The following is a 25,436-nucleotide window of genomic DNA, read 5'->3' on the forward strand; positions in this document are numbered from 1 at the left end:
ACCGGACCCAAGGCAGGAGTGAGCATTGACCTCCCGTGACGACGCAGCGGCCGCCCCCAACCGGTTCGCCAGGACCGAAGGCCGCACCTGGGGGTACGACCCGAAGGCCGTGGATGCATTCTTCGATCGTGTCGAGGCCACCCTGCAGGGGCAGCCTTCGGGCGAAATCCCCGACGACGCCGTCCGTGCCCAGGACGTGCGGGATGTCGCCTTCGGGCGGGCCCACGGGGGATATGACCCCTCAGAGGTGGATCCGGCTCTGGACCGCGCCGAGGACGACCTGGTCGAACGCGAGGGCCAACAGTTCCTCCGGCAGCACGGTCGGGAAGCGTGGGAGGAACGGATCACCGAACTCACCGATCTCGTGTTCGGTCGCCTCCAACGCTCCGACGGCGAACGTTTCCGTACTCCCGCCGGAGCCAGTACGCGCGGCTACGCGCGTGCCGACGTCGACGCCCTGTGTCACGAAATCGTCGAAGACCTGAGCCGTCACGAGACCGTCGATCCGGATCGGATCCGGACGGCGGTGTTCGGGCCGGCGGTGGGCGCAGACTCCTACGAAGAGCAACAGGTGGATGCGTTCCTGGACCGCACCGTGGAGCTCCTTCTGACTCTGCGCTGAGGGCGAGTCGCACAGAAATTTTTCACCTGTCTAGAAATGGTGTTTGACCCTGTCAGAAAGGGGTTGAGCACCATTTTTCGTGACGCATTCCAATGATTGTGTCGGCAAAAGGGTTGGTGGGGGACTGTCCTGCGGTTACTGTAAGCGAGTCCACACTGTGACACCTGTCACACAAGCTCGTACGAGAGGTATCCCGTGTCAGAGCAACCCTCACCCGCCGAACCGACGGCCGAGGACTTTCAGGTGGCCCAAAGGTCGCCGGAATTCCAATCCCTCCGGTCCACCCACCGCAAATTTGTGGTGCCCATGACCATCTTCTTCCTGGTCTGGTTCATGCTCTACGTCCTGCTGTCGATCTACGCCACGGACTTCATGTCCACCAAGGTGATCGGCGACGTCAACCTGGGCATCATCCTTGGGCTCCTGCAGTTCGTCACCACGTTCGGAATCACCGCCCTCTACGTGGTCTTCGCCAACAAGAGCCTGGACCCGCAGGCGCAGGATCTGCGTGAGGCCCTCGAATCGGGCGATTACGCCCGCACCCGCGGCCCCGTCGTCGGCAAGGAGGCCTGACAGATGAACGTAATGCTTCCCGCTGCCGAAAAGGCGGCAACCACCACGGAGACCGTGGGCACGCCATGGCTCAACATGGCGATCTTCGCGGCATTCGTCGCCGTGACCATGGTCGTGGTGCTCCGTGCCTCCAAGAGCACCACCACGGCCGCTGACTACTACGCCGGTGGCCGTTCGTTCTCCGGTACCCAGAACGGGCTGGCGATCGCGGGCGACTACCTGTCCGCGGCTTCCTTCCTGGGCATCGTCGGGGCCATCGCCCTGCAGGGCTACGACGGATTCCTGTACTCCATCGGCTTCCTGGTGGCCTGGCTGGTCGCGCTGCTGCTCATCGCCGAGCCGCTGCGGAACACCGGCAAGTTCACGATGGCCGACGTGCTGTCCTTCCGGCTCCGGCAGCGCCCCGTGCGCATTGCCGCCGCCACCTCCACGCTGTGCGTGACCTTCTTCTACCTGCTGGCTCAGATGGCCGGCGCGGGCGCTCTGGTCTCCCTGCTCTTGGGTATCCATTCCCGGGTGGGGCAGTCCCTGGTCATCATCATCGTGGGTGCGTTGATGATCGCCTACGTGCTCATCGGTGGCATGAAGGGCACCACCTGGGTGCAGATCATCAAGGCCGTCCTGCTGGTCAGTGGTGTGGCCGTCATGACCCTGTGGTCCCTCGCCCTGTTCGGCTTCAACTTCTCCGACATGCTCGGCGAGGCCGTGTCCGTGGCCAAGGACCCGGCGATCCTGGAACCGGGGCTCAAGTACGGGTTGTCGGACGTGACCAAGATCGACTTCATCTCCCTGGGCCTCGCTTTGGTCTTCGGCGCAGCCGGCCTTCCCCACGTTCTGATGCGCTTCTACACCGTGCCCACCGCCAAGGAAGCTCGCAAGTCCGTGGTCTGGGCCATCGTGCTCATCGGCCTGTTCTACCTGTTCACCCTGGTGCTCGGCTTCGGTGCCGCCGCGCTGATCGGTGGCGAGCGGATCATGGCCGCCCCGGGCGGTGTGAACTCAGCGGCGCCGCTGCTGGCCTACGAGCTGGGTGGGTCCGTCCTGCTGGGCATCATCTCCGCCGTGGCCTTCGCGACCATCCTGGCCGTGGTGGCCGGTCTGGCGATCACCGCCTCGGCCTCCTTCGCTCACGACATCTACTCGAACGTGATCAAGAAGGGGAAGTCCACGGGCAAGGAGGAGTTGAAGGTCGCCAAGATCACCGTGGTGGTCATCGGCATCGTCTCCATCCTGGGCGGCATCGGCGCCCAGGGGCAGAACGTGGCCTTCCTGGTGGCGCTGGCCTTCGCCGTCGCTGCCTCGGCCAACTTGCCGACCATCCTCTACTCGCTCTACTGGCGCGGATTCACCACGCGCGGAGCCGTGTGGTCGATGTACGGCGGCTTGATCATCTCCGTGGGACTCATTGCCTTCTCGCCGGTCATGTCCGGTGCGGAGACCTCCATGATTCCGGGCGCGGACTTCGCGGTGTTCCCGCTGAGCAACCCGGGCCTGATCTCGATTCCCGCGTCCTTCCTGCTGGGCTTCATCGGTTCCAAGACCGATCCCTACAAGGAGAGCGTGGAGAAGCAGGCCGAGATGGAAGTTCGCTCCATGACCGGTGTGGGTGCGGAGGCTCCCGTCCAGCACTGATCAACCGAGCACCTCCGGACAGCGAAACCCGCTGGGTGTGCCCCTCCAACGGGGACACGCAGCGGGTTTCGTCGTGTCAGGGCGTCGTGGTGGGCATGAGCCAGATCTCATCCGGGTTACGGGAATTGCAGGCGGAGTTCTTGTAACCTTGCTTTAAGCGTCAGCAATCAGCATACTGACGGAACTGTCCCCCACCACGGTCCCTCACGGCGCCGGGAACAGAAAGAGAGGCTCTCATGATTGGCTCAATTATCGCCTGGATCGTCCTGGGCTTGATCGCCGGTGCGCTGGCAAAGCTCATCATGCCCGGCAAGCAGGGCGGCGGCATCATCGCCACCATTCTGCTCGGCATCGTCGGCGCCTTCGTCGGCGGTTTGATCTCCATGGCCATCCCCGGCCTGAGCGGAGACGGATCGGTGATCTCCATCGGTTCGATCATCCTGGCAATCATCGGCGCACTGCTGGTGCTGTTCATCTGGGGCCTGATCGCAGGCCGCGGAAACCGCGCACCGCGCCGCTGATCGCACAGTGAATCGGTGCCCCAGGGCGCGCCCGTCGGAAGCTTCCGGCGGGCGCGCCCCTTTTTCGTGCACCCTTCGTGCACCGCGGCGGTGGTCCCGAGCCCCTGGATTGAAGGCGGTCCGAGTAGACGCGGCATACTGAACCCATGCCTCCTGTCACCCCGTCCCGCGCTGCCTCTCCGTCGATGCCAGCTGCCCAGGGGCAGTGGGAGGCGTTGTTGTCCGACGGCGTACGCCGGGTCAGCATCCTGGGATCTACGGGATCGATCGGGACGCAGGCGCTCGACGTCGTCCGCAAGGCTCGCAAGGACGCGGGACAAGAGGTATTCCGGGTCGTGGCCTTGGCCGCCGGCGCCTCGAACCTCAAGCTTCTGGCACGTCAGGCCGTGGAGACCCGAGCGGAGCTGGTCGCCACCAGCGGGGACGCCGATGCGGCGGCCCAGCTGGCGGACTCGATCTCCAACCTGGCGGGGATACTTGATGCCGGGCATTACCGCCCGCGCATCATTCACGGCCCGGAGGCTGCGACCCGAGCGGCCGCCGTCGAGGATGCCGACCTGGTCCTCAACGGCATCACGGGGTCCATCGGGTTGGCTCCGACGCTGGCGGCCCTGGAATCGAACAAGCTCCTGGCCCTGGCCAACAAGGAATCCTTGATTGCCGGTGGCGCGCTGATTCATCAAGCGGTCGCGGCGTCGACGCATGAAGACCCTCTGATTCCCGTGGACTCGGAGCATTCGGCTCTGGCACAGGCCCTGCGCTCCGGCAGCGCCACCGAGGTGGACCGGCTGATCCTCACGGCTTCCGGGGGCCCCTTCCGGGGCCGGACGCGGGAACAGCTGCGGGGTGTGAAACCTGCCGATGCCCTGGCCCATCCCACGTGGGACATGGGACTCATGGTCACCACCAACTCGGCGACCATGGTCAACAAGGCCCTGGAGGTGCTTGAAGCGCACCTGCTGTTCGGCGTGGAACTGGACCGGATCGACGTCGTCGTGCATCCCCAGTCCGTGGTGCATTCCATGGTGCAGTTCACGGACGGCTCCACCATGGCCCAGGCCTCCCCGCCGGACATGCGGTTGCCGATCGCGTTGGGACTGGGGTGGCCCCATCGAGTGCCGGGGGCGGCCACCCCGTGCGACTGGTCCCGGGCAACGCAATGGACCTTCGAGCCGCTGGACGAAGACGCGTTTCCCGCCGTGCGGCTCATCAAGGAGGCCGCCGCACGCGGAGCCACGGCGCCCGCGGTCTACAACGCGGCCAATGAACAGGCCGTGCTCGCCTTCCACGCGGGCCGCATCGGTTTCCTGGACATCGTGGACACGGTGGCCCGAGTGGTGGAGGAACACCAGGTGGCCGACGACCTCACGGTCAAGGCGGTCCTGGAGGCTGAACGATGGGCTCGGACTCGCGCGGACCAACTCCTGATCGACTGACCCTGAAGCACCTACTCCTCATGTCGAGTGTGCAGTTTGATCGCCCCGGAGGGAGTCAGGGGCGATCAAACTGCACACTCGACGCGGGGGACGGCTCAGTACACGGTCAGCCCGCGGGCGCGGAACACTTCGCGCGCGGCCTCCGTCTGCTCCGACGACGGCGGCTGGACTCCCTTGAGCGAGTAGTCCAGGCCCAGTGAGGCCCACTTGTCCTCACCCATGTTGTGGAAGGGCAGAACCTCCACGCGTTCCACCGAGCCCCAGTTCTGCACGATGTCGGCCACGCCTCGAATGTTCTCCGGGGCATCCGTGAGCCCCGGGACCAGGACGAACCGGACCCAGATCGGCTTGTTCAGGGCGGTCAAACGATCACCGAACGCGATCGTCGGGGCCAAGGACCGGCCGGTCGTCTCGTGGTACGTCGCCTCGTTGCCCGACTTGACGTCCAACAGCACCAAGTCGACGTCGGCGAGCAGTTCGTCGTCGGCAACCCGTCCCAGGAATCCGGAGGTGTCCAGCGCCGTGTGGACGCCCATCTCCTTCGTCCCGCGCAGGATCCGGCGCACGAACTTGTGCTGGAACAGCGGCTCACCACCTGAAATGGTCAGCCCACCGCCGGAGGCGGAAAAGACCTTCCGGTAGCGCCTGATCCGTTTGAGCACCTCCTCGGCGGACTGCAGGGTTCCGTTCTTGAGCTGCATGGTGTCCGGGTTGTGGCAGTACTGACACTGCAACGGGCAGCCGGAGAGGAACAGCGTCATCCGGGTTCCTGGCCCGTCCACCGCCGTGACCAGTTCCCACGAATGGATCGAGCCCATGAGGCCGGCGTGCAGGGCCTGGACCTTTTCGTGGTGTAGGGGGCGTCCGTCCGCGTCCAGAGGCAGGAGTTCTCGGTGCAGGTCGCCCAGGGTCTCGGGCAACCCCGACGCTGTGCCGCGGCGTCGGGGGAGCGGGAGATCCTGGGCCGCCCGCGGGGTCACGGCGTCGGTGGGGCGCAGTGCTGTGACCGAGCCCTCCGACGGCGTGAACCGGGGGTGGGTGGTACGGGTTCCGGGCATCTACGGAATCCTGATCAGACGCGGTCGTGGAACGTGCGCGACAGGACGTCCAACTGCTGCTCACGGGTCAGGCGAACGAAGTTCACGGCGTACCCGGAGACCCGCACCGTCAGCTGCGGGTAGTTCTCCGGGTGAGCCATGGCGTCCTCCAGGGTCTCCCGGTTCAATACGTTGACGTTCATGTGGTAGCCGTCGGAAACGTTCTGGGCATCCAGCAGACCCACCAGGTTGGTGATCTGCTCGTCCTTGGTGCGGCCCAAACCGGAGGGAACCACCGTGTTGGTCAGGGAAATGCCGTCCATGGCCTCGGCGAAGGGCAGTTTGGCCACCGACAGTGCAGAGGCCAACATCCCGTGAGTGTCCCGCCCGTTGGAGGGGTTGGCACCCGGAGCGAACGGCTCGCCCGCGCGTCGACCGTCCGGGGTGTTACCGGTCTTCTTGCCGTAGACCACGTTGGAGGTGATTGTCAGGACCGACTGGGTGTGCACCGCGTCCCGGTAGGTGGGGTGACGGCGCACGCGCTCCATGAACTCGTGCACGATCTTGACCGCGATCTCGTCCACCCGGTCGTCGTCGTTGCCGTAGGCCGGGAACTCGCCGTCGATCTGGTAGTCGGTGACCAAACCGGACTGGTCACGGACCGGTCGAACCGTTGCGTACTTGATGGCGGACAGCGAATCCGCGGTCACGGAGAGCCCGGCAATGCCGCAGGCCATGGTGCGCAGCACGTTGCGGTCGTGCAGCGCCATCTCCAGGCGCTCGTAGGCGTACTTGTCGTGCATGTAGTGGATGCAGTTCAGGGCCTCCACGTACGTCGCGGCGAGCCAGTCCAACGTGACCAGGAACTTCTCCCACACGTCGTCGAACTCCAGCACCTCACCGACGACGGCGGGGGACTCCGGAGCGATCTGCTTCCCGGAGATCTCGTCGCGGCCACCGTTGATCGCGTACAGCAGGGACTTGGCCACGTTCACGCGGGCTCCGAAGAACTGCATCTGCTTGCCCACGGTCATGGGGGAGACGCAGCAGGCGATGGCGGCGTCGTCACCGCAGGCACCGCGGATCAGCTCGTCCGATTCGAACTGGATGGCGGACGTGTCGATCGAAACCTGGGCGCAGTAGCGCTTGAAGCCTTCCGGAAGGTCCGCGGACCAGAAGACCGTCAGATTCGGTTCCGGGGCGGGTCCCAGGTTGTAGAGGGTCTGCAGGAACCGGAAAGAGGTCTTGGTGACCAGGGTCCGCCCGTCGGCACCCATGCCGCCGATGGATTCGGTGACCCAGGTGGGGTCCCCCGAGAACAGCTGGTCGTACTCCGGGGTCCGCAGGAAGCGCACGATCCGCAGCTTGATCACCAGGTCGTCCACGATCTCCTGGACTTCCGATTCCGTCAGCACCCCGTCAGCCAGGTCGCGGGAGAAGTACACGTCCAGGAACGCCGTGTTGCGCCCGAAGGACATGGCCGCGCCGTTCTGCTCCTTGACCGCGCCCAGGTAGGCGAAGTACAGCCACTGCACGGCTTCTGTCGCGTTGGTTGCGGGCTTGGAGATGTCGAACCCGTAGGAGGCTGCCATCTCCTGGAGCTCACGCAGCGCGCGGATCTGCTCCGCGTTCTCCTCGCGCTCGCGGATGACCTTCTCGTCCGCGGCGTAGAGGTCGAGTTCGGCGCGTTCGCGCTGCTTGCCCTCCACCAGCGCGTCCACGCCGTACAGAGCCACGCGCCGGTAGTCGCCGATGATGCGACCGCGGCCGTAGGCATCCGGCAGGCCGGTCACCACGTGGGAGGACCGTGCTGCGCGCACGTTGGGGGAGTAGACGTCGAAGACCCCGTCGTTGTGGGTCTTGCGATAGGTCGAGTAGATCTTCTCGAGCGTGGGATCCACGGGGTAGCCGTAGGTCTCCAGGGAATTCTTGGCCATGCGCCACCCGCCGTTGGGCATGATCGCGCGCTTGAGGGGAGCATCGGTCTGCAGGCCGACGACGATCTCCTGCTCGGCGTCGATGTAACCGGGCTTGTGGGAGGTGATGGTCGAGGGCGTGGTGGCATCGACGTCGTAGACGCCCTTCTCGCGCTCGGCCGGGAACATCTCCAGCAGCTTCTGCCAGATGCCGGTGGTCCGAGCCGTGGCACCTTCCAGGAAAGCGGAGTCGCCGTCGTAGGGTGTGTAGTTGCGCTGGATGAAGTCGCGGACGTCGATCGAGTCCTGCCACGGACCTGCCTGGAAACCCCGCCAGGCTTGCGCGGCGGGGTCGAAACCCTCGTCGTGAACGGGGCGGTCTGTGGTCTGGGCGGTCATGTGGTCCTCCTCCGTGGGCAGGGGCCCGGATCCGGTGCCCGTGCAATCCGTGTGAGGCCACTTCTCGGGTCAGACGCGTCCTCACGTTCACTTTCGAAGCTACGGAATCTCCTGCTGTGGTTCACCCGGGTTGCAGACGGTTTCCTTGGGTATTTCTGTGTTCATTTGTGTTTCAACTGTGCGCATGGCGTACATCCAGGTCGGTCGGTCTTTCCCGGCCGCAGCCCGAAGATGGATTCGTGTGTGAGGTTGCCCACGTTGTGTCGATCATTGCTGTGCGCAACGGCCACGGGCCGCACGATGTTAAGATTTCGCGCAATGGATGACGAGTCCCGGCGAAAAGCTCTGGCTGACCGGGCGGCAACCCTCTGACGTGGTGGGGTGCCCCAGATGAACATCCGGCTCCGGTCAACGGACCTGCGGCAAGCACGAACATCGAGAAATGAGCCTTCCTCGGGCGCCTTCTGATCATCCTTCGTGCATGCGGCACGGTCCCGGACCCCTGCATCACGAATGAAAGGCATACCCTCCATGCGCGCTTACCGAGTTTCCGCATTGGCTCTGACCTCCGTCCTGGGCCTCACCCTGGCCGGCTGCGGTGGTTCCAACAGCAACGAAGGCCCCTACGACGACGAAGTCGTCACCCTGGGCGTGATCGGGTCCTCCCCGGTGGACGAGGCCATCGTCGAAGCCGCCGCCGAAGAAGGCATCACCGTGGAACTGCGCGAGTTCGGTGACTACAGCCAGGTCAACCCTGCCACCGCCAACGGCGACATCGACATGGCCCGGTTCCAGCACATCGCCTACCTGGCGGATTACAACAACAGCGCAGGGGACGACATCACGCCGATCGTTTCCACGTCGATCTACCCGATGGGCCTGTACTCCAACCAGTACGACTCCTTGGACCAGATCAAGGACGGCGACGAGATCGCCATCCCCAACGACTCCATCAACCAGACCCGCGCCCTGCTCCTGCTGGAATCCAAGGGCCTGGTCGAGTTCACCTCCGACACGACGGCGCCCGCCGAGACCGACGTCGACACCGAGAAGTCGAAGGTCAAGGTCACGCCGGTCTCCGCCGAGCAGACCGTCCTGTCCCTCGACTCGGTGGCCGCGTCCGTGGTCAACAACGACTTCCTGGAGCGCGCCGACCTCAACCCCGAGGAAGCGCTCGCGGAGGACGGCGTCGGTGAGGAGAGCTCCTACCCCTACGTCAACCTGTTCACCACCACGGCCGAGAACGCCGACGACGAGACCCTGAACAAGGTTGCCGAACTCTTCCACTCGGACGCCGTTCTGGAGGCCGAGGCCAAGGAGTCCAAGGACACCGCCGTGTCCCTGGACCTGCCGCGCGAAGAGCTGGACCAGATCCTCGCCGACTACCAGAAGGACCTCCAGAAGTGAGTTCTGCGGCGACGGCTACTCCCCGCGTGCGGCCCGGTGAGGACGCCGAGGTGATCGTCCGGTTCGAGGACGCCATCAAGACGTTCGAAACGGGCAAGGGCAAACTGCGCCGAGAGGTCACGGCGGTGGACGGCGTCACGCTGTCGATCCGTCGCGGTGAGATCTACGGGGTCATCGGGTACTCCGGTGCGGGCAAGTCGACGCTGGTGCGCCTGATCAACGGCCTGGAGCCCGTCACCGGGGGTGTCGTGGAGGTCGACGGGCAGCGCGTCGACGGGCGGACTGAGGAACAACTGGCCCCGATTCGCCGGGAGATCGGCATGATTTTCCAGCAGTTCAACCTCTTTACCTCCCGGACGGTCGCGGGCAACGTCGAGTACCCGTTGGTGCGCGCGGGGTGGTCCAAGGACAAGCGCAAGGCGCGGGTTGAGGAACTGCTCCGCTTCGTCGGACTGTCCGAACGTGCGGGAAACTACCCCGAGCAGCTCTCGGGCGGACAGAAGCAGCGCGTGGGAATCGCCCGCGCGCTGGCCGCCCAGCCCAAGATCCTGCTGGCGGACGAATCCACCTCCGCGCTGGACCCCGAAACCACGCAGGAGGTCCTGAACCTGCTGCGCCGGGCCAACCGTGAGTTCGGCATCACCGTGGTGCTGATCACCCACGAAATGGACGTGGTGCGCTCGATCGCCGACCGGGTCGCCGTCATGGACAGCGGTCGTGTGGTCGAAGAAGGACCCACGGCGCGGGTGTTCTCCGCACCGGAAACGGACACCGCCCGAAAGTTCGTGGCCACGGTGAGCCACGACGAACCCGACAGCGAAGAACTGAGCTACCTGAGCGAACAGAGCAAGGGGCGGCTGGTCGTCGTCGACGTTCGTGAAGGCGTGGACGTCGGGTCCGTCCTGTCCGCTGCCGCCGCCCGTGGGGTGCAGTTCCAGATCGTGTTCGGGGGAGTCTCCGTCCTGCAGCGTCAGTCCTTCGGGTCCCTGACCGTGGACCTCACCGGTGAGCGGCACGAGGTCGACCGGACGATCGACGAACTCTCCCAGCTGACAACCGTGAAGGAGGTTTCGGCATGAACTGGTCCGTCCTCGGCCCCCAACTGCTGACCGCCATCGGCGAGACCCTCTACATGGTCGCGCTGACCATGGTGATCGCCGGCCTGATCGGTCTTTTCTTTGGCGTTGCCCTGTACGTGACGCGCCCCGGCAACCTCTACGCGAGCCGGGCCGTGAACACCGCGATCAACCTGGTGGTCAACTTCGTCCGCCCCATCCCCTTCATCATCCTGTTGGCCGCCCTGGGGCCGCTGACGGACGCGGTGGTCGGAACCCGCCTGGGGCAGAACGCGGCGATCTTCGCCATGTCGATCGCCGCGGTGTTCGCCGTCGCCCGCATCGTGGAACAGAACCTCATGTCCGTGGACCCCGGCGTCGTAGAAGCGGCCCGCTCCATGGGTGTCTCGCGCCCCAAGATCATCACCACGGTGATCCTGCCGGAAGCCCTTGGTCCCCTGGTCCTGGGGTACACCTTCCTGGTGATCGGCGTGACCGACATGTCCGCCATGGCCGGCGCGATCGGTGCCGGTGGTCTGGGTGACTTCGCCCTGCGCCTGGGCTACCAGCGGTTCAACGACCAGATCACCTGGGCAGCCGTGGCCGTCATCATCGTCATGGTTCAGCTGGTGCAGTTCTTCGGCAACTCCATGGCGCGCAAGATCATGCGGCGCTGAGCCGCTGATCGAGTCGCGACGACGACGGGCCCCTTCCTTGGACTGCTTCGCTTGTGGTCCGCTGCGGAGGGGCTTTGTCGTACCCGAGTTGAACTGTGGCACCCGGACCTGGGCGCCTTCCGTAGGACGTCAAGCGAAGCAGTCCGAGGAAGGCGCCCAGGTCCGGGTGGATCGCAGCCGAGATCGGGGGCACGGCACGGAAAGTTCTGAGCTGAGTGTGGTTGCATGTCGGCCGTGACGGTTCTGCTCTATGTCCTCGGCGTGCTCCTGGCAGCCGTGGCTTTCATCTTCTCGATCGCCCTGCACGAGGTCGGGCATCTGGTGCCCGCCAAGCTCTTCAAGGTGCGCGTCCGCCAGTACATGGTGGGTTTCGGACCCACCGTGTTCTCGCGGCGCCGTGGGGAGACAGAGTACGGGCTCAAAGCCGTCCCGTTGGGCGGCTACGTGGCGATGATCGGCATGTACCCGCCGGCTGAGGGTTACGCCGCCGGAGTGGATTCGACCGGACTGTTCCAACAAGCCGTGGCGGAAACCCGCAGCCTGGAGGATGAGCATCGCCAGCCGGGCGACGAGGACCGCGCGTTCTACAAGCTCCCCGTGTACAAACGGGTCATCATCATGCTCGGTGGCCCGCTCATGAACTTCCTGATCGCGGTGATGTGCATCACCGTGCTCGTCACGGGATTCGGCACGCAGTCGCCGACCACCCAGGTCTCCACGGTCAACGAATGCGTCGTCGAAGTCCGCGCGGGCGACGCCTCCGCTGACGGCCAGTCACAGACCAGTTGCGACAAGACCACCCCGGAGGCACCCGCACACGCTGCGGGACTGGAACCCGGGGACACAATCGTGTCCATCAACGGCCAGGACGTGGACACCTGGGACCAACTGACCTCGATCATCCGCGACCAGGGCGGCAAGGAGGTGCCCCTGGTCTACGAGCGTGACGGGCAGGAGACCAGCACGGTCATCACGCCGATCCTCACCGAGCGTCCCGTTCAGGACGACGACGGGGAACCCGTCCTGGACAACGGGGACTACGTCTTGGAAGAAGTGGGCTTCATCGGCGTCTCGCCCCGCTTCGACACCGTCCCTCAGCCCGTGACGGAGGTCCCCGGCGTCGTCGTCGATTCGCTGAACTCCGTGTTCGGCGTGCTGTGGCGCTTGCCCGTGAACGTCTGGAACACCGCCGTGTCCACGTTTACGGAGGCACCCCGGGATCCCGAGGGGCCGATGTCGGTGGTCGGCGTGGGACGGATCTCCGGAGAAGTGGCCATGACGGACCGGCTGGAGGTCAAAGACAAGGCCGCCACCCTGGTGGGACTGATCGGCTCCGTCAATCTCGCCCTGTTCGCCTTCAACCTGTTGCCGCTGCTGCCGCTGGACGGTGGACACATCGCCGGGGCGCTGTGGGAGAAGGTGCGGCGTGGTTTCGCCAAGCTCACCGGCCGCGCCGACCCCGGACCGTTCGACCCCCTCAAGCTCCTGCCGCTGACGTACGTGGTGGTCGGCGCGTTCCTGGTGATGACGGTGGTGCTCGTGCTGGCCGACATCATGGAACCGGTCCAGGTGTTCTGACTCGGCGCCCGGTTGCCAGTGCCTGGAAGTGTGCCCAGGACAACCATGAATCGGTGTCCCCGGTCGTGGGAACTGGGGCACAATGGGTGGTCGGCGTGTCGTGGTGATCCCGCGGCATCGCGAATTCCATCGCCAACGTGTCAGGAGCCCCCGTGAGTCCGGTCAGCCTCGGTATGCCCGCAGCGCCTCAGCCCGTCCTCTCGCCCCGTCGCAAGACCCGGCAGATCCGTGTGGGGGCCGTCGGCGTCGGTTCCGATTCGCCCGTGAGCGTGCAGTCGATGACGACGACGCCGACCACGGACATCAACGCGACCCTGCAGCAGATCGCCGAACTCAACGCCGCCGGCTGCGACATCGTGCGCGTGGCCTGCCCGTCCCAGGACGACGCCGACGCACTGCCGATCATTGCCAAGAAATCGCCCATCCCGGTGATCGCCGACATCCACTTCCAGCCCAAGTACGTGTTCGCCGCGATCGACGCCGGGTGCGCCGGTGTCCGCGTGAACCCGGGCAACATCCGGAAGTTCGACGACCAGGTGGGAGCCATCGCCAAGGCGGCGCAGGACGCGGGGGTTTCGATCCGCATCGGCGTGAACGCGGGCTCCCTGGACAAGCGGCTCATGGAGAAGTACGGCAAGGCCACTCCGGAGGCACTCATGGAGTCGGCCAAGTGGGAAGCCTCCCTTTTCGAGGAGCACGACTTCCACGACTTCAAGATCTCCGTCAAGCACAACGACCCCGTGACCATGGTCCGGGCCTACCAGCTCCTTGCCGCGGAAGGTGACTGGCCGTTGCACCTGGGGGTCACGGAAGCCGGGCCCGCGTTCCAGGGCACCATCAAGTCGGCGACGGCGTTCGGTGCCTTGCTCTCCCAGGGCATCGGGGACACGATCCGCGTGTCCCTCTCCGCCCCGCCGGTTGAAGAGGTCAAGGTCGGCAGCCAGATCCTGCAGTCCTTGGGGCTGCGGCCCAAGAAGCTGGAAATCGTGTCCTGCCCGTCCTGCGGCCGGGCCCAGGTGGACGTGTACAAGCTGGCGGATGACGTCACGGAGGGGCTCAAGGACCTGACCGTGCCGCTGCGCGTTGCCGTCATGGGCTGCGTGGTCAACGGACCGGGCGAGGCCCGTGAAGCCGACCTGGGTGTTGCCTCCGGCAACGGCAAGGGCCAGATCTTCGTCAAGGGCGAGGTCATTCGCACCGTGCCCGAGGACCAGATCGTGGAGACCCTGATCACCGAGGCGAATCGCCTTGCCGAAGACATGGACATCGAAGGCTCGGAGGAGTCGGGCGCGCCCAGCGTGACCGTCGCCGGATGAGATTCTTCGCCGGGTCCGGGCCGCGTCTGGTCCCCCCGCACGCCGTCCCCGCAGGGGCGCTGGAGGACTTGCTGGCCACCAGAAAGGTGGCCTCGGCCTTCGTGACCGAGAACGTGGCCACCTTCCGTACCGCGACCTCCGGGCAGTCGGCCCCCGTGGTGGGCGTGACCGACGGCGGCAGGGGACTACCCGGACGACGCTCGACTCCGGTGCAGCTCACGGGCGCGTGTTGGGTCGGCAGCAATGTGGTCCCGGTGGTCCTCGACGACGCCGGAATCCGGCTCGTGGCCGACCATCTGCTGGCGCAACGTCGCCCCCGGGCTTCGTTCTTCGGCCCACAGCGTGAGGTGCTCGCGCTGTGGAACGCGGTGCAGCCCCGGTGGTTCGAGCCGTTTGCCGTGCGCGAGGAGCAGCCCCTCATGGTGGCCAAACGGCACTCCGATTCCGCACCGCACCCGGAGGTTCGGCCCGCCGACCCGTCGGAGGTCGCCGAAGTGTTGCCGGCCAGTGCCGCCATGTTCGAAGAAGAGGTCGGCTACTCACCGTTCGTGGCCGGTGACAACGGGTACGTCCGCCGTGTCTCCAGGCTGATCGAGGACCAGCGCACGTTCGTGGTCATGCGCGACGGTCGGGTCGTGTTCAAGGCGGACATCGGTGCCGCTGCGGGTGACGTATGCCAGATCCAAGGCGTGTGGGTGGCACCCGAGCATCGCGGTCAGGGATGGGCCGTCCCGTGCATGACCGCGGTGGTGGAAGCGGCTCGACGTCGATGGCCCCTTGTCAGCCTTTACGTGAACTCGTACAACCGGGCGGCGCTGCGCACCTACCACCGCGCAGGATTCAACCGAGTCGGCACGTTCGCCACGGTCCTGTTCTGACCCGTGGGCCGATCCAGGTGGCTGGACAGGTCCCCAGCCACGGGACCGGTCGACCGCCGTCATCTCCTGTCATAGTGCGCCGCGTTACCTGAACACGAACGCAACGCTGGCGTTCGCATGTGCACATCACTAAAGTGATTTGCACAACCAACCGGCGTGATGTGGCCCTCTCGACCAGTGCGGGCGTCGTCGGGTGACGAAGGGGAGATCGATGGCTGACAAGTCCAAGTTTCTACTGGCCACCGGCGCCGTGTGCGTCCTGGCGCTGACCGGTTGCGGTGGCGGCGGGGGCGGAGGCGGTGGCGGGGAAGAGACCAGCGCCGCGCCCGTGGAGGCCCCGGACGACTACACGCTGGACACGGCCGAATCCACCCTGGCAGCCACCAAGGTCGGCGACGAGCAGGTCTCCGAGGTCGAACCGGCCGGTGAGGCCATGGCCAGTGGCGGGGAGGAAGTTGATTCCGCGACCTCGATGATCGACGCCATGATGGCGATGATCGAGACGGATCCCGAGGCCTGCAAGGACCCGTTGTTCACCGTGGTCTCCGCCGGGGTCATCGACGGGGAAGGCATGAGCCCCGAACTCGAACAGATGGTCGGCGGCACCACGGACAGCGACCTCACGATCTCCGTCCGGGTCACCGACTCGCGCGATGCAGCCGACCAAGCCGTCAAGGACCTCAACTCCGGGCTCGGCGACTGCGGCGAAGTGACCCTGAGCGCCATGGGCGACGAACAGTCCATGACCGCCGAGACCACGTCGCCCGAGGTCGAGGGGGCCGGCGAGACCCTGATCCTCACCGGTAGCTCCGCTTCCTCCACGAGCTCGGCGAGCCCGAGTGGCGACACCACCTACTCCGCGTCGGCGATGAGCGTCGGCAACCTGGTCATCATGGCCAGCCAGGGCGACGGCCTGTCCGCAGTCGAGGGTGGATCGGGCTCCGACGCCTCGGAACCGGCATCCGAAGAGGATCTGGAGTCCGCCATGAACGACGTCGCCAAGTCCTTCGTCGATGGCCCGGTCGAGTCGACCGAAGGTGCGAGCGAGAGCGCCAGCCCCTCCGAGTCCTGACGCTGTGTCCCAGCGGGTGGTGCTGCGGTTCTGAGCGAGCCCCGCGGCCCACAGGGTGACCTGGCCCGGCCTGTCAAGGGCCGGGCCAGGTCATCGTCCCATCGATCCTCGGCTCCCCTCGGATTGCGTGGAGGTACCCATGACGAGCACACGCCACCTTCGATCGGCTGCGGTGGGCGCCGTCGCTGCCTCATTGCTTCTGACCGGGTGTTCCTACGGCACGGGGCCGGCCAGGGAGGCCTCAGAGCCCTCGGGCTCCGAAGCCGAGACGTCCTCCTTGCCGGCGGAGGAACCGAGCAGCGAGGAGTCGAGCAGCGAGCCGGAGAGCACTGCCTCCGACGACTCCGGGAGTGACGCCGCAGAAGAGGCCCCCACCGACCTCACGGATGACGACGTCCTGACGGCGCTGAACGGCGCCGAGATCGACGGCGTCACGCTCAACGCAGTCGCCGGTTCCGTCCTGCCCGATCTGGACCTGGCCCCGGATCAACTGCTCGAAGACCAATTCGGAACCCTGGAGATCACCCCGGAGGACTGCGTGGAGCCGGTGCGCAGCGCCCTGGTGCCCGGATGGGTGGAGCCCTCCGTGGACGAGGCGACCGTTGCCGCCGATCGCGTGGACACGGTGCTCGTGAGCGTCCGACCGCTGGAAGACCAGGAGCAGGCCGAGACCGCAATGGACGACTACGTCGACTCGGTCGAGGGCTGTGACGGCGGTGAGATGACGGTTGACAGTGAAGGCCCCCTGGACGTGGAGCTCGCGGTCGACGACATCTCCGTCCCCGGGGCATCCCAGGCCGTGACAGTGACGTATTCGGATGATCCCTACACCACCAAGGACGACATCCGGTCGGGGCGAATGGTCTACGGCAACAGCGTGGTCACGATCATTCACAACATCGAGTACCAGGTGCCCGCCGACGGTGAGCGGGCCGACTACGAGCAGTTGCTCACCGAGATGACGGGGATCCTCTCGGGTGAGCCGGTCGCCGGTCCCGGTTCGGAAGTCTGAGCCCACCAGGTTTCCCCGGAACCATCTGACACAACACACGGACCCTTACAAAACAAGGAGAATCACATGGAACGTCGTCGACGAATCACCGTGGCGGCTGCCACCTCGGTCGCGGCAGCGCTGACACTGTCCGGTTGCGGGCTCTTCGGTGGGGGAGAGCCGAAGGAACGGTCGGAGGAGTCCACCCAGGAGCAGAGCACCGAGGCCACAGGAGGCACCGAGGAGCAGAGCTCGCAGGCAACCTCCGAAGAGACCACGGAGTCCTCGGATTCCGCCTCGCCCACGGAGAGCGACGACGAATCCGCCTCGCCCAGTGCCTCCGAGTCGGGCGGCGGTTCCGACGGTGAGCTTTCCGATTCCTCCGTGATGGGCGCTCTCAACGGTGAGAAGGTCGGCGGGTTCGAGATCAACGCCGTGCCCGTGTCACTCATGTCTGCCTCCGGCTACGACATACCCAGCATGCTGGAGGAGTCCGTCGGCGTGGTGACCGTGGATCCGACGTCGTGCGGGGACCCCGTCAAGGGATCGTTCATGGGCGGGATCATGCAGTCCGACATGGACGAAGGTGTGGTCGGCTCCGACGAAGAAGGCAACCTGATCGTCACCGTCCACATGTACGACTCGACCTCGGAGGCCGAGGACGCCCTGGACGACTTCGAGACCGGCGTCAAGGACTGCTCCGAAGCCACCATGTCCGTGGACGACCAGCCGGTCGACGTCCAGCTCGAGAACGAGGACATCACGGTCGACTCCGCGGACACTGCCATCCGCACCACGTTGTCCGCCGGTGGTCCTGGGGGCAGCATGGACATCCACACGGGCCGCATGGTGTACGAGAACTCGATGATCTCCGTGATCGCTTCCGAGGAGTACGAAGGCAAACAAGCCGACTACGAGGAACTGTTGACCGAAATCGCGGATCTGCTGGCCACGGCCTGATCCGGAACCGGTGCGCAGGGGCCGGACCTCGGGGCGATAGGATGGCCCGGGTCCGGCCCTTCGTCGTCGTCAGCGGTGTGTCCGCCACCCATCCGCGGGTGCCCTGACGACCAATGGCCGGGGCCCCGAGAACCAATCCCCGCCGACGCCCGTCCGTCGACCGTTCCGAAAGGCAGTGCTCCGTGGCCCTGCGACTCTCCACCCTGTTCCTGCGCACCCTCCGCGAGGATCCCGTCGATGCCGAGGTGGCCAGCCATCGGCTCCTGGTGCGCGGCGGGTACATCCGGCGCGCAGCCCCGGGCGGATTCACGTGGCTGCCGCTGGGGATGATCGTGCTGCGCAAGATCGAGGCGATCGTGCGCGAGGAGATGGACGCGATCGGAGGGCAGGAAGTGCTGTTTCCCGCGCTGCTTCCGCGCGAACCCTACGAGGCCACCGGCCGCTGGGAGGAATACGGCGACGCGCTGTTCCGGGTCAAGGACCGCAAGGAGGCCGATCACCTCCTGGCCCCCACGCACGAGGAAGTCTTCACGCTGCTGGTCAAGGACCTCTACTCCTCCTACAAGGACCTCCCCGCGATCCTCTACCAGGTGCAGACCAAGTACCGTGACGAGGCGCGGCCGCGCGCGGGTTTGATCCGTTCGCGCGAGTTCATCATGAAGGACTCCTATTCTTTCGACGTCGACGACGAAGGCCTGGCCGAGTCCTACCGCCTCCACCGGGAGGCGTACCTACGGATCTTCAAGCGTCTGGGACTCGAGGTCGTGGCCGTGTCCGCCGATTCCGGTGCCATGGGTGGCTCCCAGTCCGAGGAATTCCTGTTCCCCACGGCCATTGGCGAGGACACCTTCGTTCGTTCCCCCGGTGGGTACGCCGCCAACGTCGAGGCCGTGACCACCGTGGTCCCCGAGGCGGTGCCCTACGACGACGCCCCGGACCCCGTGGTCCATGACACCCCGGACTCGCCCACGATAGAGACCCTGGTCAGTGAGTCGCAGGCGCTGCACCCCCGGGAGGACCGCCCCTGGACCGCGGCTGACACGCTCAAGAACGTGGTCCTCAAGGTCACCCACCCGGACGGCGAACACACCATGGCGGTGATCGGTCTGCCCGGTGATCGCAACGTGGACCTCAAGCGCGTGGAAGTCAGCATCGGCAAGGTCCTCGGCATCTCCGGTGAAGTGGGTGTGGAGCAGGCGACCGACGACGACCTCAAGACCCAGCCCCTGATCGTGAAGGGCTACCTGGGGCCGGGGCTGGCACTGGATGAACCTTTGCTCGGCGAGAAGTCGGCCACCGGGCTGCCCTATTTCGTGGACCCCCGCGTGGTCGAAGGCACCCGGTGGGTGACCGGCGCGAACGTTGCCGGTCAGCACGTCTACGACCTCGTGGCCGGCCGCGACTTCACCTGGGACGGAACCATCGAGTGCGCCCAGGTGCTCCCGGGTGACCCCGCGCCGGACGGATCCGGCCCGCTCGAAGCCGCGCGCGGTATCGAGATGGGGCACGTGTTCGCACTCGGGCGCAAGTACGCCGACGTCCTGGGGCTCAAGGTCCTGGACCAGAACGGTAAGCAGGTCGTGGTGACCATGGGGTCCTACGGTTTCGGTGTGACCCGCGCCGTCGCCGCCCTGGCGGAGGCCAACCACGACGACAAGGGGCTGATCTGGCCCCGAGCCGTGGCACCCGCGGACGTCCACGTGGTGGCGACGGGCAAGGGCCCGGAATTCATGGCCGAGGCCGAGAAGGTTGTCGCGGAACTCGAGGCGGAGGGCCTGTCGGTACTCTTCGACGACCGCCCCAAGGTTTCACCGGGTGTGCGCTTCGGTGACTTCGAACTGCTGGGCGTGCCCACCATGGTGGTGGTCGGACGTGGCCTGGCCGACGGGCTCCTGGAGTTGAAGGACCGAGCCACGGGAGAGTCGCGGAACATCACCCGTGACGGCGTGGGCCAGACCGTGGTCGAGTCGATCCGCAACGCAACGTCAGGAGACTGATCGTGAACCAGCCGGAATCCCAGGACACCACCGCGGCTCTGCGTGAGTTGCTGACTCCCGTCGTGGAGGGCGAAGGGCTGTTCCTCGAGGAGATCAACGTCATCGGCGCCGGTGCGAACCGGATCGTCCAGGTCCTGGTGGACCTGCCCGACGAGAGTACCGAAGGGGTCGAGCTCGACGACATCGCACGGGTGTCGCGGGCTGTCTCGGACACACTCGACGAGAGCGACGCCGTCGACGGCCCCGCCTACGAACTCGAGGTCTCCTCCCCGGGGGCCACGCGCGAACTCAAAGCGCTGCGGCACTGGAAACGCTCCGTCGGGCGCCACGTGTCCGTGACCCCCGTGAACACCTCCGAGCAACCGAAGTTCACCGCCCGGCTCCTGTCCGTGCAGGACGCGGAGGGCGACGACGCCACCGTCACCCTGCAGCGCAGTGAGCAGGTCAAGAAGGGGATGCCCGTCAAGCTCCTGGACCCGGAGACCTGGCCCCTCGGCTCGATCCGACGCGCCAAGGTGCAGGTTCAGGACTGATCACCGGGCTCCGCGCCGCCGGGGTCGAACCACCCGCCCGGGGGAGAAGACCACATCCGTGTAGGATCGAAACTCGATACCGGAAGCTCACTGGATCACCCACACCCTTCGGGTGGTGGGACTAGCGGCGGCCGTCATGTAACTCACCAGGACAGCGTTCCGCCCGCCCGGGCGGTGCGCTGTTGTCAATCACGGGGCGCTGATTCTCGAAAGCGCGCCAGAACGGAAAGGCTCGACATGGACATCGACATGAGTGCCCTGCGGATGCTCGAACGAGAGCGTGAGATCCCCGTGGACCTGCTCGTACCCACGATCGAGCAGGCTCTGGTTCTGGCCTACATGCGCTCTCCCGGTGCCATCAAGGACGCCCGGGCCGAGATCGACATCAAGACCGGGCACGTGACCATCTGGGCACCCGAGGTCGACGAGGACGGGTCGAAGATCGGCGAGTTCGACGACACCCCGGAGGGATTCGGCCGCATCGCTGCCTCCACCGCACGTCAAGTCATCCTGCAGCGCCTGCGCGACGTCGAGGACGACAACGTCCTCGGCCACTTCAAGGGGCGCGAAGGTGAGGTGGTCTCCGGGCAGATCCAGCAGGGCCGCAACCCGCAGATGGTTCAGGTGGACCTTGGCACCGTGGAAGCACTGCTGCCGCCGCACGAGCAGGTGCCGGGGGAGAAGTACCCGCACGGCGGACGGATCCGCGCCTACATCGTGGAAGCGCGCCGCGGGCCCAAGGGCCCGTCCATCACCCTGTCCCGGTCCCACCCCGAGCTGGTCCGGCGCCTCTTCGAATTCGAGGTCCCCGAGATCGCCGACGGTGACGTCGAGATCATGGCCATTGCACGCGAGGCCGGGCACCGGTCCAAGATCGCGGTGGCCGCGAACACCTCGGGCGTCAACGCCAAGGGCTCCTGCATCGGTGAAATGGGGACTCGTGTGCGCGCCGTGATGAATGAACTGGGTGGGGAGAACATCGACATCGTTGACTGGTCCAACGATCCCGCCGTGTTCATCAGCAACGCCCTCTCCCCGGCAAAGACGATCAGCGTGGAGGTGCTCGACGAGCGCGGCAAGAGCGCCCGCGCCGTGGTGCCCGACAACAAGCTGTCCCTGGCCATCGGCAAGGAGGGGCAGAACGCACGCCTGGCCGCCAAGCTGACCGGTTGGAAGATCGACATCGTCCCGGAGTCCCGCACCGGAGCCTGAACCGCGGTCCTGAGCGTGGCGAAGGCCTCAAATTCGGATGAAGTTCTGCCGAGGGGCTAGACTTGTCCGCGGTCGAAAAGTCGATGGTTCACGCCCTCGCGCACCTGGCGCTGTCCAGCGGATGCGGGGGAATTATCCAAACCAGGGGTGCGTTCATTTCGTGGAACACGTTGTGCGCCGGACCTGTATCGGATGCCGGACCGTCGACGAACCCGACCACCTCCTGCGCTTGACGTTGAGCGCCGTGGAAACCGAGCCCGTCGTCGTCGTTGACGAGGACCGCGTGCTCGGAGGCCGCGGTGCGTGGGTGCATCCGGACGAACGATGCGTTCAGACCGCGGTGAAACGGGGAGCCTTCAACCGGGCCTTTCGACGCCGCGTGGACGCCACGGCGGCCGTGCACCAGATCGAGCGGGTGACCCGAACAGCGGGCACCGCACAGGAGTGAGCCGACCACGGCTGCCCGACGCGGGCGGTCGAGTCCGTTCCGGCTGACCCATCACCGCGGTGGGCAGTGATTCCCGGCCCGGACCACCATGGAAAGCGAGTCAGAAGCTGATGGAAACCCGATGAGTGCCGAACGATGAGTACTTCGCAGTGCTCTGAACACGGTGTTCCCGCGCGCCTGAACGGTGCGCTGGGAGACCCCCACGGCAAGTAGTCGGTCCGCCTCCTGTCACGGATGCGGACCGGGACAGGAGAGAAGTGGCTAAGCAACGAGTACACGAGCTGGCCAAGGAGCTCGGCATGACCTCCAAGGAGGCCATCGCCAAGCTGCAAGACCTCGGCGAATTCGTCCGGGGTGCGTCCTCGACGGTCGAACCGCCGGTCGCAAAGAAGCTGAAGGACGCCGTCGGCACGAAGCCCGCGGCATCCACCGAAACCGCCAAGACCACCAAGGCGCAGGACAAGGCAGAGCCCGCCACGGGTAAGCCCTCGCCGGCCAAGCCCTCCGGTGCCGCAAAGCCGGGTGCCAAGCCGGGCCCCAAGCCGGCGGCAGCGAAGGCTGAAACCGAGACCAAGGACGAGGCACCGGAAGCCACCCCGGCACCGACGGCGACTGAGCCGACGACCGAATCTGCTCCTGAGCGCACCGAGAAGCCTGCACCGGCTGAAGAAGCACCGGCTTCCAAGTCCGCCGGCGGCCCGACTCCCGGTCCCAAGCCGGGTGGAGCGGCACCGCGTCCGGGCAACAACCCGTTCGCTTCCCAGCAGGGCATGTCCCGTCCCGGTCCCCGCCCGCAGGGTGGCGGCCAGGGTGGCCCCCGTCCGGGTGGCCCGCGTCCGGGCAACAACCCGTTCGCTTCCCAGCAGGGCATGTCCCGACCCGGTTCGCGCCCGCAGGGTGGCGGCCAGGGCGGTCCGCGTCCTGCCGCACCGCGTCCCGGCCAGGGACAGGGCGGTGGCCAAGGCGGTCCGCGCCCCGCAGCACCACGTCCGGGTCAGGCTCCCCGTGGGCCCCGTCCCGCGGGGCCGCGTCCCAGCCCGAACATGATGCCGGGCCACACCACCAACGTCGCACCCGTGGGCTCGCGCCCCGGCGGTCGCGGCGGGGCAGGTGGTGGCCAGGGCGGCCCGCGTCGTGGTGGCGGCGGTGGCGCTCCCGGTGCCGGTGGCGGCGGGTTCCGCCCCGGTGGCGGACCGGGTCGTGGCGGCCGCGGTGCCACCCAGGGTGCCTTCGGTCGTGGCGGTCCGTCCCGCAAGGGACGCAAGTCACGTCGTGCGAAGCGCCAGGAACTGGAGCAGATGAATGCACCGAAGATCGGCGGCGTCTCCGTTCCGCACGGTGACGGCTCGACCGAGGTGCGTCTGCGCCGCGGTGCGTCCCTGATGGACTTCGCCGAGAAGATCGAGGCGAACCCAGCCTCGCTGGTGCAGGTGCTCATCCACCTGGGCGAGATGGCCACGCAGACCCAGTCCCTGGACCAAGAGACCTTCGAGCTGCTGGGTGCCGAGCTGGGTTACGTCATCAACATCGTCTCCCCGGAGGACGAGGAGCGCGAGCTGTTCGAGTCCTTCGACATCGACCTGGCCGCCGAATCGGCTGCCGAGGACGACGAGGTGCTGGAGCCGCGTCCCGCCGTGGTGACCGTCATGGGTCACGTCGACCACGGTAAGACCCGCCTGCTGGACGCCATCCGGAACACCCGCGTGATCGAGGGCGAGGCCGGTGGCATCACCCAGCACATCGGTGCGTACCAGATCTCCACGGAGGTCGAGGGCGAGGACCGGAAGCTGACCTTCATCGACACCCCGGGTCACGAGGCGTTCACCGCCATGCGTGCCCGTGGTGCGCAGGTCACCGACATCGCCCTGCTCGTGGTCGCGGCCGACGACGGCGTGATGCCGCAGACCGTCGAGGCGTTGAACCACGCCCAGGCGGCCAACGTGCCGATCGTCGTGGCGGTCAACAAGATCGACAAGCCCGAGGCGAACCCGGAGAAGATCCGTGGCCAGCTCACCGAGTACGGACTCGTGCCCGAGGAATACGGTGGCGACACCATGTTCGTGGACGTCTCCGCGCGTGCCGGTCAGAACATCGAGGGTCTGCTGGAAGCGGTTGTCCTGACCGCTGACGGCACGCTGGAGCTGCAGGCGAACCCCAACAAGGAAGCCCGCGGTGTGGCCATCGAAGCCAACCTGGACAAGGGCCGCGGCGCCGTGTGCACCGTGCTGGTCCAGTCCGGCACGCTGCGCGTGGGCGACTCGATGGTGGTCGGCGGCTCGCACGGACGCGTCCGTGCGATGTTCGACGAGGACGGCAAGGCCGTGGAGGAAGCAATGCCTTCGCGTCCCGTGCAGGTGCTCGGTCTGAACTCCGTCCCGCGCGCCGGTGACACCTTCCTGGTGACCGCCGAGGAGCGGACGGCCCGTCAGATCGCCGAGAAGCGTCAGGCTGCCGACCGCAACGCGTTGCTGGCCAAGCGCCGCAAGCGCGTGACCTTGGAGTCCTTCGACGCGGCCGTGGCCGAGGGCAAGATCGACACCCTGAACCTGATCATCAAGGGCGACGTCTCCGGTGCCGTGGAGGCGCTGGAAGACTCGCTCATGAAGATCGAGGTCGCCTCCGACGAGGTTCAGCTGCGCGTGATTCACCGCGGCGTGGGTGCCATCACCCAGAACGACGTCAACCTGGCCACCGTGGACAACGCCATCATCATCGGCTTCAACGTTCGCCCCGCCGAGCGTGTCTCCGAGTTGGCCGACCGCGAGGGCGTGGAGATGAAGTTCTACTCGGTCATCTACAACGCGTTGGACGACGTCGAGGCTGCGCTCAAGGGCATGCTCAAGCCCGAGTACGAGGAAGTCGAACTCGGCAAGGCAGAGGTCCGCGAGGTCTTCCGTTCCTCCAAGTGGGGCAACATCGCCGGTTCCTACGTGACCGAGGGCCTGATCAAGCGCAACGCCAATGCGCGCCTGGTCCGCGACGGCAACGTGGTGCAGGACAAGTTGAAGATCGAGTCGCTGCGTCGCTTCAAGGACGACGCCGTCGAGGTCCGCGACGGATACGAGTGCGGTATCGGGCTCGGCTCCTTCAACGACATCAAGGAAGGCGACATCATCGAGACCTGGGAGCTTCAGGAGAAGCCCCGCGCCTGATCTCGAACCTTCGAGTCCGTGAGC

At 66.3% G+C, this 25,436-nt stretch carries 21 protein-coding genes and 1 riboswitch; of the genes, 19 read left to right on the forward strand and 2 right to left on the reverse strand.

Going from position 1 to position 25,436, the window contains the following annotated elements:
- The first annotated feature begins 25 nt into the window (after positions 1-25).
- From EDL96_RS09675 to dxr, 5 genes are all read left to right on the forward strand, one after another.
- Positions 26-622 (forward strand): DivIVA domain-containing protein, encoded by a 597-nt coding sequence (locus EDL96_RS09675; protein WP_123825613.1) that lies wholly within the window; start codon positions 26-28, stop codon positions 620-622.
- Between the two features lie 195 nt (positions 623-817).
- The gene (locus tag EDL96_RS09680) at positions 818-1,195 is read left to right on the forward strand and encodes a DUF485 domain-containing protein (protein WP_123825615.1); all 378 of its coding nucleotides are present in this window, start codon (positions 818-820) and stop codon (positions 1,193-1,195) included.
- A gap of 12 nt (positions 1,196-1,207) precedes the next feature.
- On the forward strand, positions 1,208-2,827 hold the full coding sequence (locus EDL96_RS09685; protein ID WP_407656952.1) for a solute symporter family protein: 1,620 nt from the start codon (positions 1,208-1,210) through the stop codon (positions 2,825-2,827).
- Positions 2,828-3,063: 236 nt separating this feature from the next.
- The gene (locus EDL96_RS09690) at positions 3,064-3,348 is read left to right on the forward strand and encodes a GlsB/YeaQ/YmgE family stress response membrane protein (protein ID WP_123825619.1); all 285 of its coding nucleotides are present in this window, start codon (positions 3,064-3,066) and stop codon (positions 3,346-3,348) included.
- Positions 3,349-3,533: 185 nt separating this feature from the next.
- Positions 3,534-4,784: a 1-deoxy-D-xylulose-5-phosphate reductoisomerase gene (gene dxr / locus EDL96_RS09695; RefSeq protein WP_123825738.1), complete on the forward strand. Its 1,251-nt coding sequence runs from the start codon at positions 3,534-3,536 to the stop codon at positions 4,782-4,784.
- 95 nt (positions 4,785-4,879) lie between these two features.
- On the opposite strand, the gene pflA is transcribed toward dxr, so the two are convergent.
- Both pflA and pflB read right to left on the reverse strand, forming a co-directional pair.
- Complete coding sequence (gene pflA / locus EDL96_RS09700; RefSeq protein ID WP_123825621.1) at positions 4,880-5,842, reverse strand: pyruvate formate-lyase-activating protein; 963 nt, start codon at positions 5,840-5,842, stop codon at positions 4,880-4,882.
- Between the two features lie 14 nt (positions 5,843-5,856).
- Positions 5,857-8,136, reverse strand: a complete 2,280-nt coding sequence (pflB, locus tag EDL96_RS09705) for a formate C-acetyltransferase (protein WP_123825623.1) — start codon at positions 8,134-8,136, stop codon at positions 5,857-5,859.
- A 321-nt stretch (positions 8,137-8,457) separates the two neighbouring features.
- A riboswitch (SAM riboswitch) is annotated at positions 8,458-8,571 on the forward strand.
- Positions 8,572-8,667: 96 nt separating this feature from the next.
- Here pflB and EDL96_RS09710 point away from each other — a divergent pair.
- The 14 genes from EDL96_RS09710 to infB all read left to right on the forward strand — a co-directional run bounded on the left by EDL96_RS09710 (position 8,668) and on the right by infB (position 25,412).
- A complete protein-coding gene (locus EDL96_RS09710) occupies positions 8,668-9,543 on the forward strand; it encodes a MetQ/NlpA family ABC transporter substrate-binding protein (protein WP_123825625.1) in 876 nt (291 codons plus the stop codon).
- The gene (locus tag EDL96_RS09715) at positions 9,540-10,622 is read left to right on the forward strand and encodes a methionine ABC transporter ATP-binding protein (RefSeq protein WP_233568819.1); all 1,083 of its coding nucleotides are present in this window, start codon (positions 9,540-9,542) and stop codon (positions 10,620-10,622) included. The genes EDL96_RS09710 and EDL96_RS09715 overlap by 4 nt, the downstream gene beginning before the upstream one ends.
- Complete coding sequence (locus EDL96_RS09720) at positions 10,619-11,275, forward strand: methionine ABC transporter permease (protein WP_123825627.1); 657 nt, start codon at positions 10,619-10,621, stop codon at positions 11,273-11,275. Before EDL96_RS09715 ends, EDL96_RS09720 begins: the two co-directional genes overlap by 4 nt.
- Before the next feature lie 225 nt (positions 11,276-11,500).
- Positions 11,501-12,853 carry a M50 family metallopeptidase gene (locus tag EDL96_RS09725; RefSeq protein ID WP_123825629.1) on the forward strand — a complete coding sequence of 451 codons (1,353 nt, stop codon included), beginning with the start codon at positions 11,501-11,503 and terminating at the stop codon, positions 12,851-12,853.
- Between the two features lie 152 nt (positions 12,854-13,005).
- Positions 13,006-14,169 (forward strand): flavodoxin-dependent (E)-4-hydroxy-3-methylbut-2-enyl-diphosphate synthase, encoded by a 1,164-nt coding sequence (gene ispG, locus EDL96_RS09730; protein ID WP_123825631.1) that lies wholly within the window; start codon positions 13,006-13,008, stop codon positions 14,167-14,169.
- Positions 14,166-15,047: a GNAT family N-acetyltransferase gene (locus EDL96_RS09735; RefSeq protein ID WP_123825633.1), complete on the forward strand. Its 882-nt coding sequence runs from the start codon at positions 14,166-14,168 to the stop codon at positions 15,045-15,047. The genes ispG and EDL96_RS09735 overlap by 4 nt, the downstream gene beginning before the upstream one ends.
- A gap of 211 nt (positions 15,048-15,258) precedes the next feature.
- Positions 15,259-16,119 (forward strand): hypothetical protein, encoded by an 861-nt coding sequence (locus EDL96_RS09740; RefSeq protein WP_123825635.1) that lies wholly within the window; start codon positions 15,259-15,261, stop codon positions 16,117-16,119.
- A gap of 139 nt (positions 16,120-16,258) precedes the next feature.
- A complete protein-coding gene (locus tag EDL96_RS09745; protein WP_123825637.1) occupies positions 16,259-17,131 on the forward strand; it encodes a hypothetical protein in 873 nt (290 codons plus the stop codon).
- A gap of 66 nt (positions 17,132-17,197) precedes the next feature.
- Positions 17,198-18,070: a hypothetical protein gene (locus EDL96_RS09750; protein WP_123825639.1), complete on the forward strand. Its 873-nt coding sequence runs from the start codon at positions 17,198-17,200 to the stop codon at positions 18,068-18,070.
- 182 nt (positions 18,071-18,252) lie between these two features.
- Complete coding sequence (locus EDL96_RS09755; protein WP_123825641.1) at positions 18,253-20,067, forward strand: proline--tRNA ligase; 1,815 nt, start codon at positions 18,253-18,255, stop codon at positions 20,065-20,067.
- Positions 20,068-20,069: 2 nt separating this feature from the next.
- Complete coding sequence (locus EDL96_RS09760; RefSeq protein WP_123825643.1) at positions 20,070-20,600, forward strand: ribosome maturation factor RimP; 531 nt, start codon at positions 20,070-20,072, stop codon at positions 20,598-20,600.
- Between the two features lie 237 nt (positions 20,601-20,837).
- A complete protein-coding gene (gene nusA / locus EDL96_RS09765) occupies positions 20,838-21,812 on the forward strand; it encodes a transcription termination factor NusA (protein WP_123825645.1) in 975 nt (324 codons plus the stop codon).
- A gap of 160 nt (positions 21,813-21,972) precedes the next feature.
- Complete coding sequence (locus EDL96_RS09770; RefSeq protein ID WP_233568820.1) at positions 21,973-22,260, forward strand: YlxR family protein; 288 nt, start codon at positions 21,973-21,975, stop codon at positions 22,258-22,260.
- Positions 22,261-22,517: 257 nt separating this feature from the next.
- Positions 22,518-25,412, forward strand: a complete 2,895-nt coding sequence (gene infB / locus EDL96_RS09775; protein WP_123825649.1) for a translation initiation factor IF-2 — start codon at positions 22,518-22,520, stop codon at positions 25,410-25,412.
- Positions 25,413-25,436: the final 24 nt, after the last annotated feature.

Source organism: Kocuria soli, from assembly GCF_003797835.1.
Classification (GTDB): Bacteria; Actinomycetota; Actinomycetes; order Actinomycetales; family Micrococcaceae; genus Kocuria; species Kocuria soli.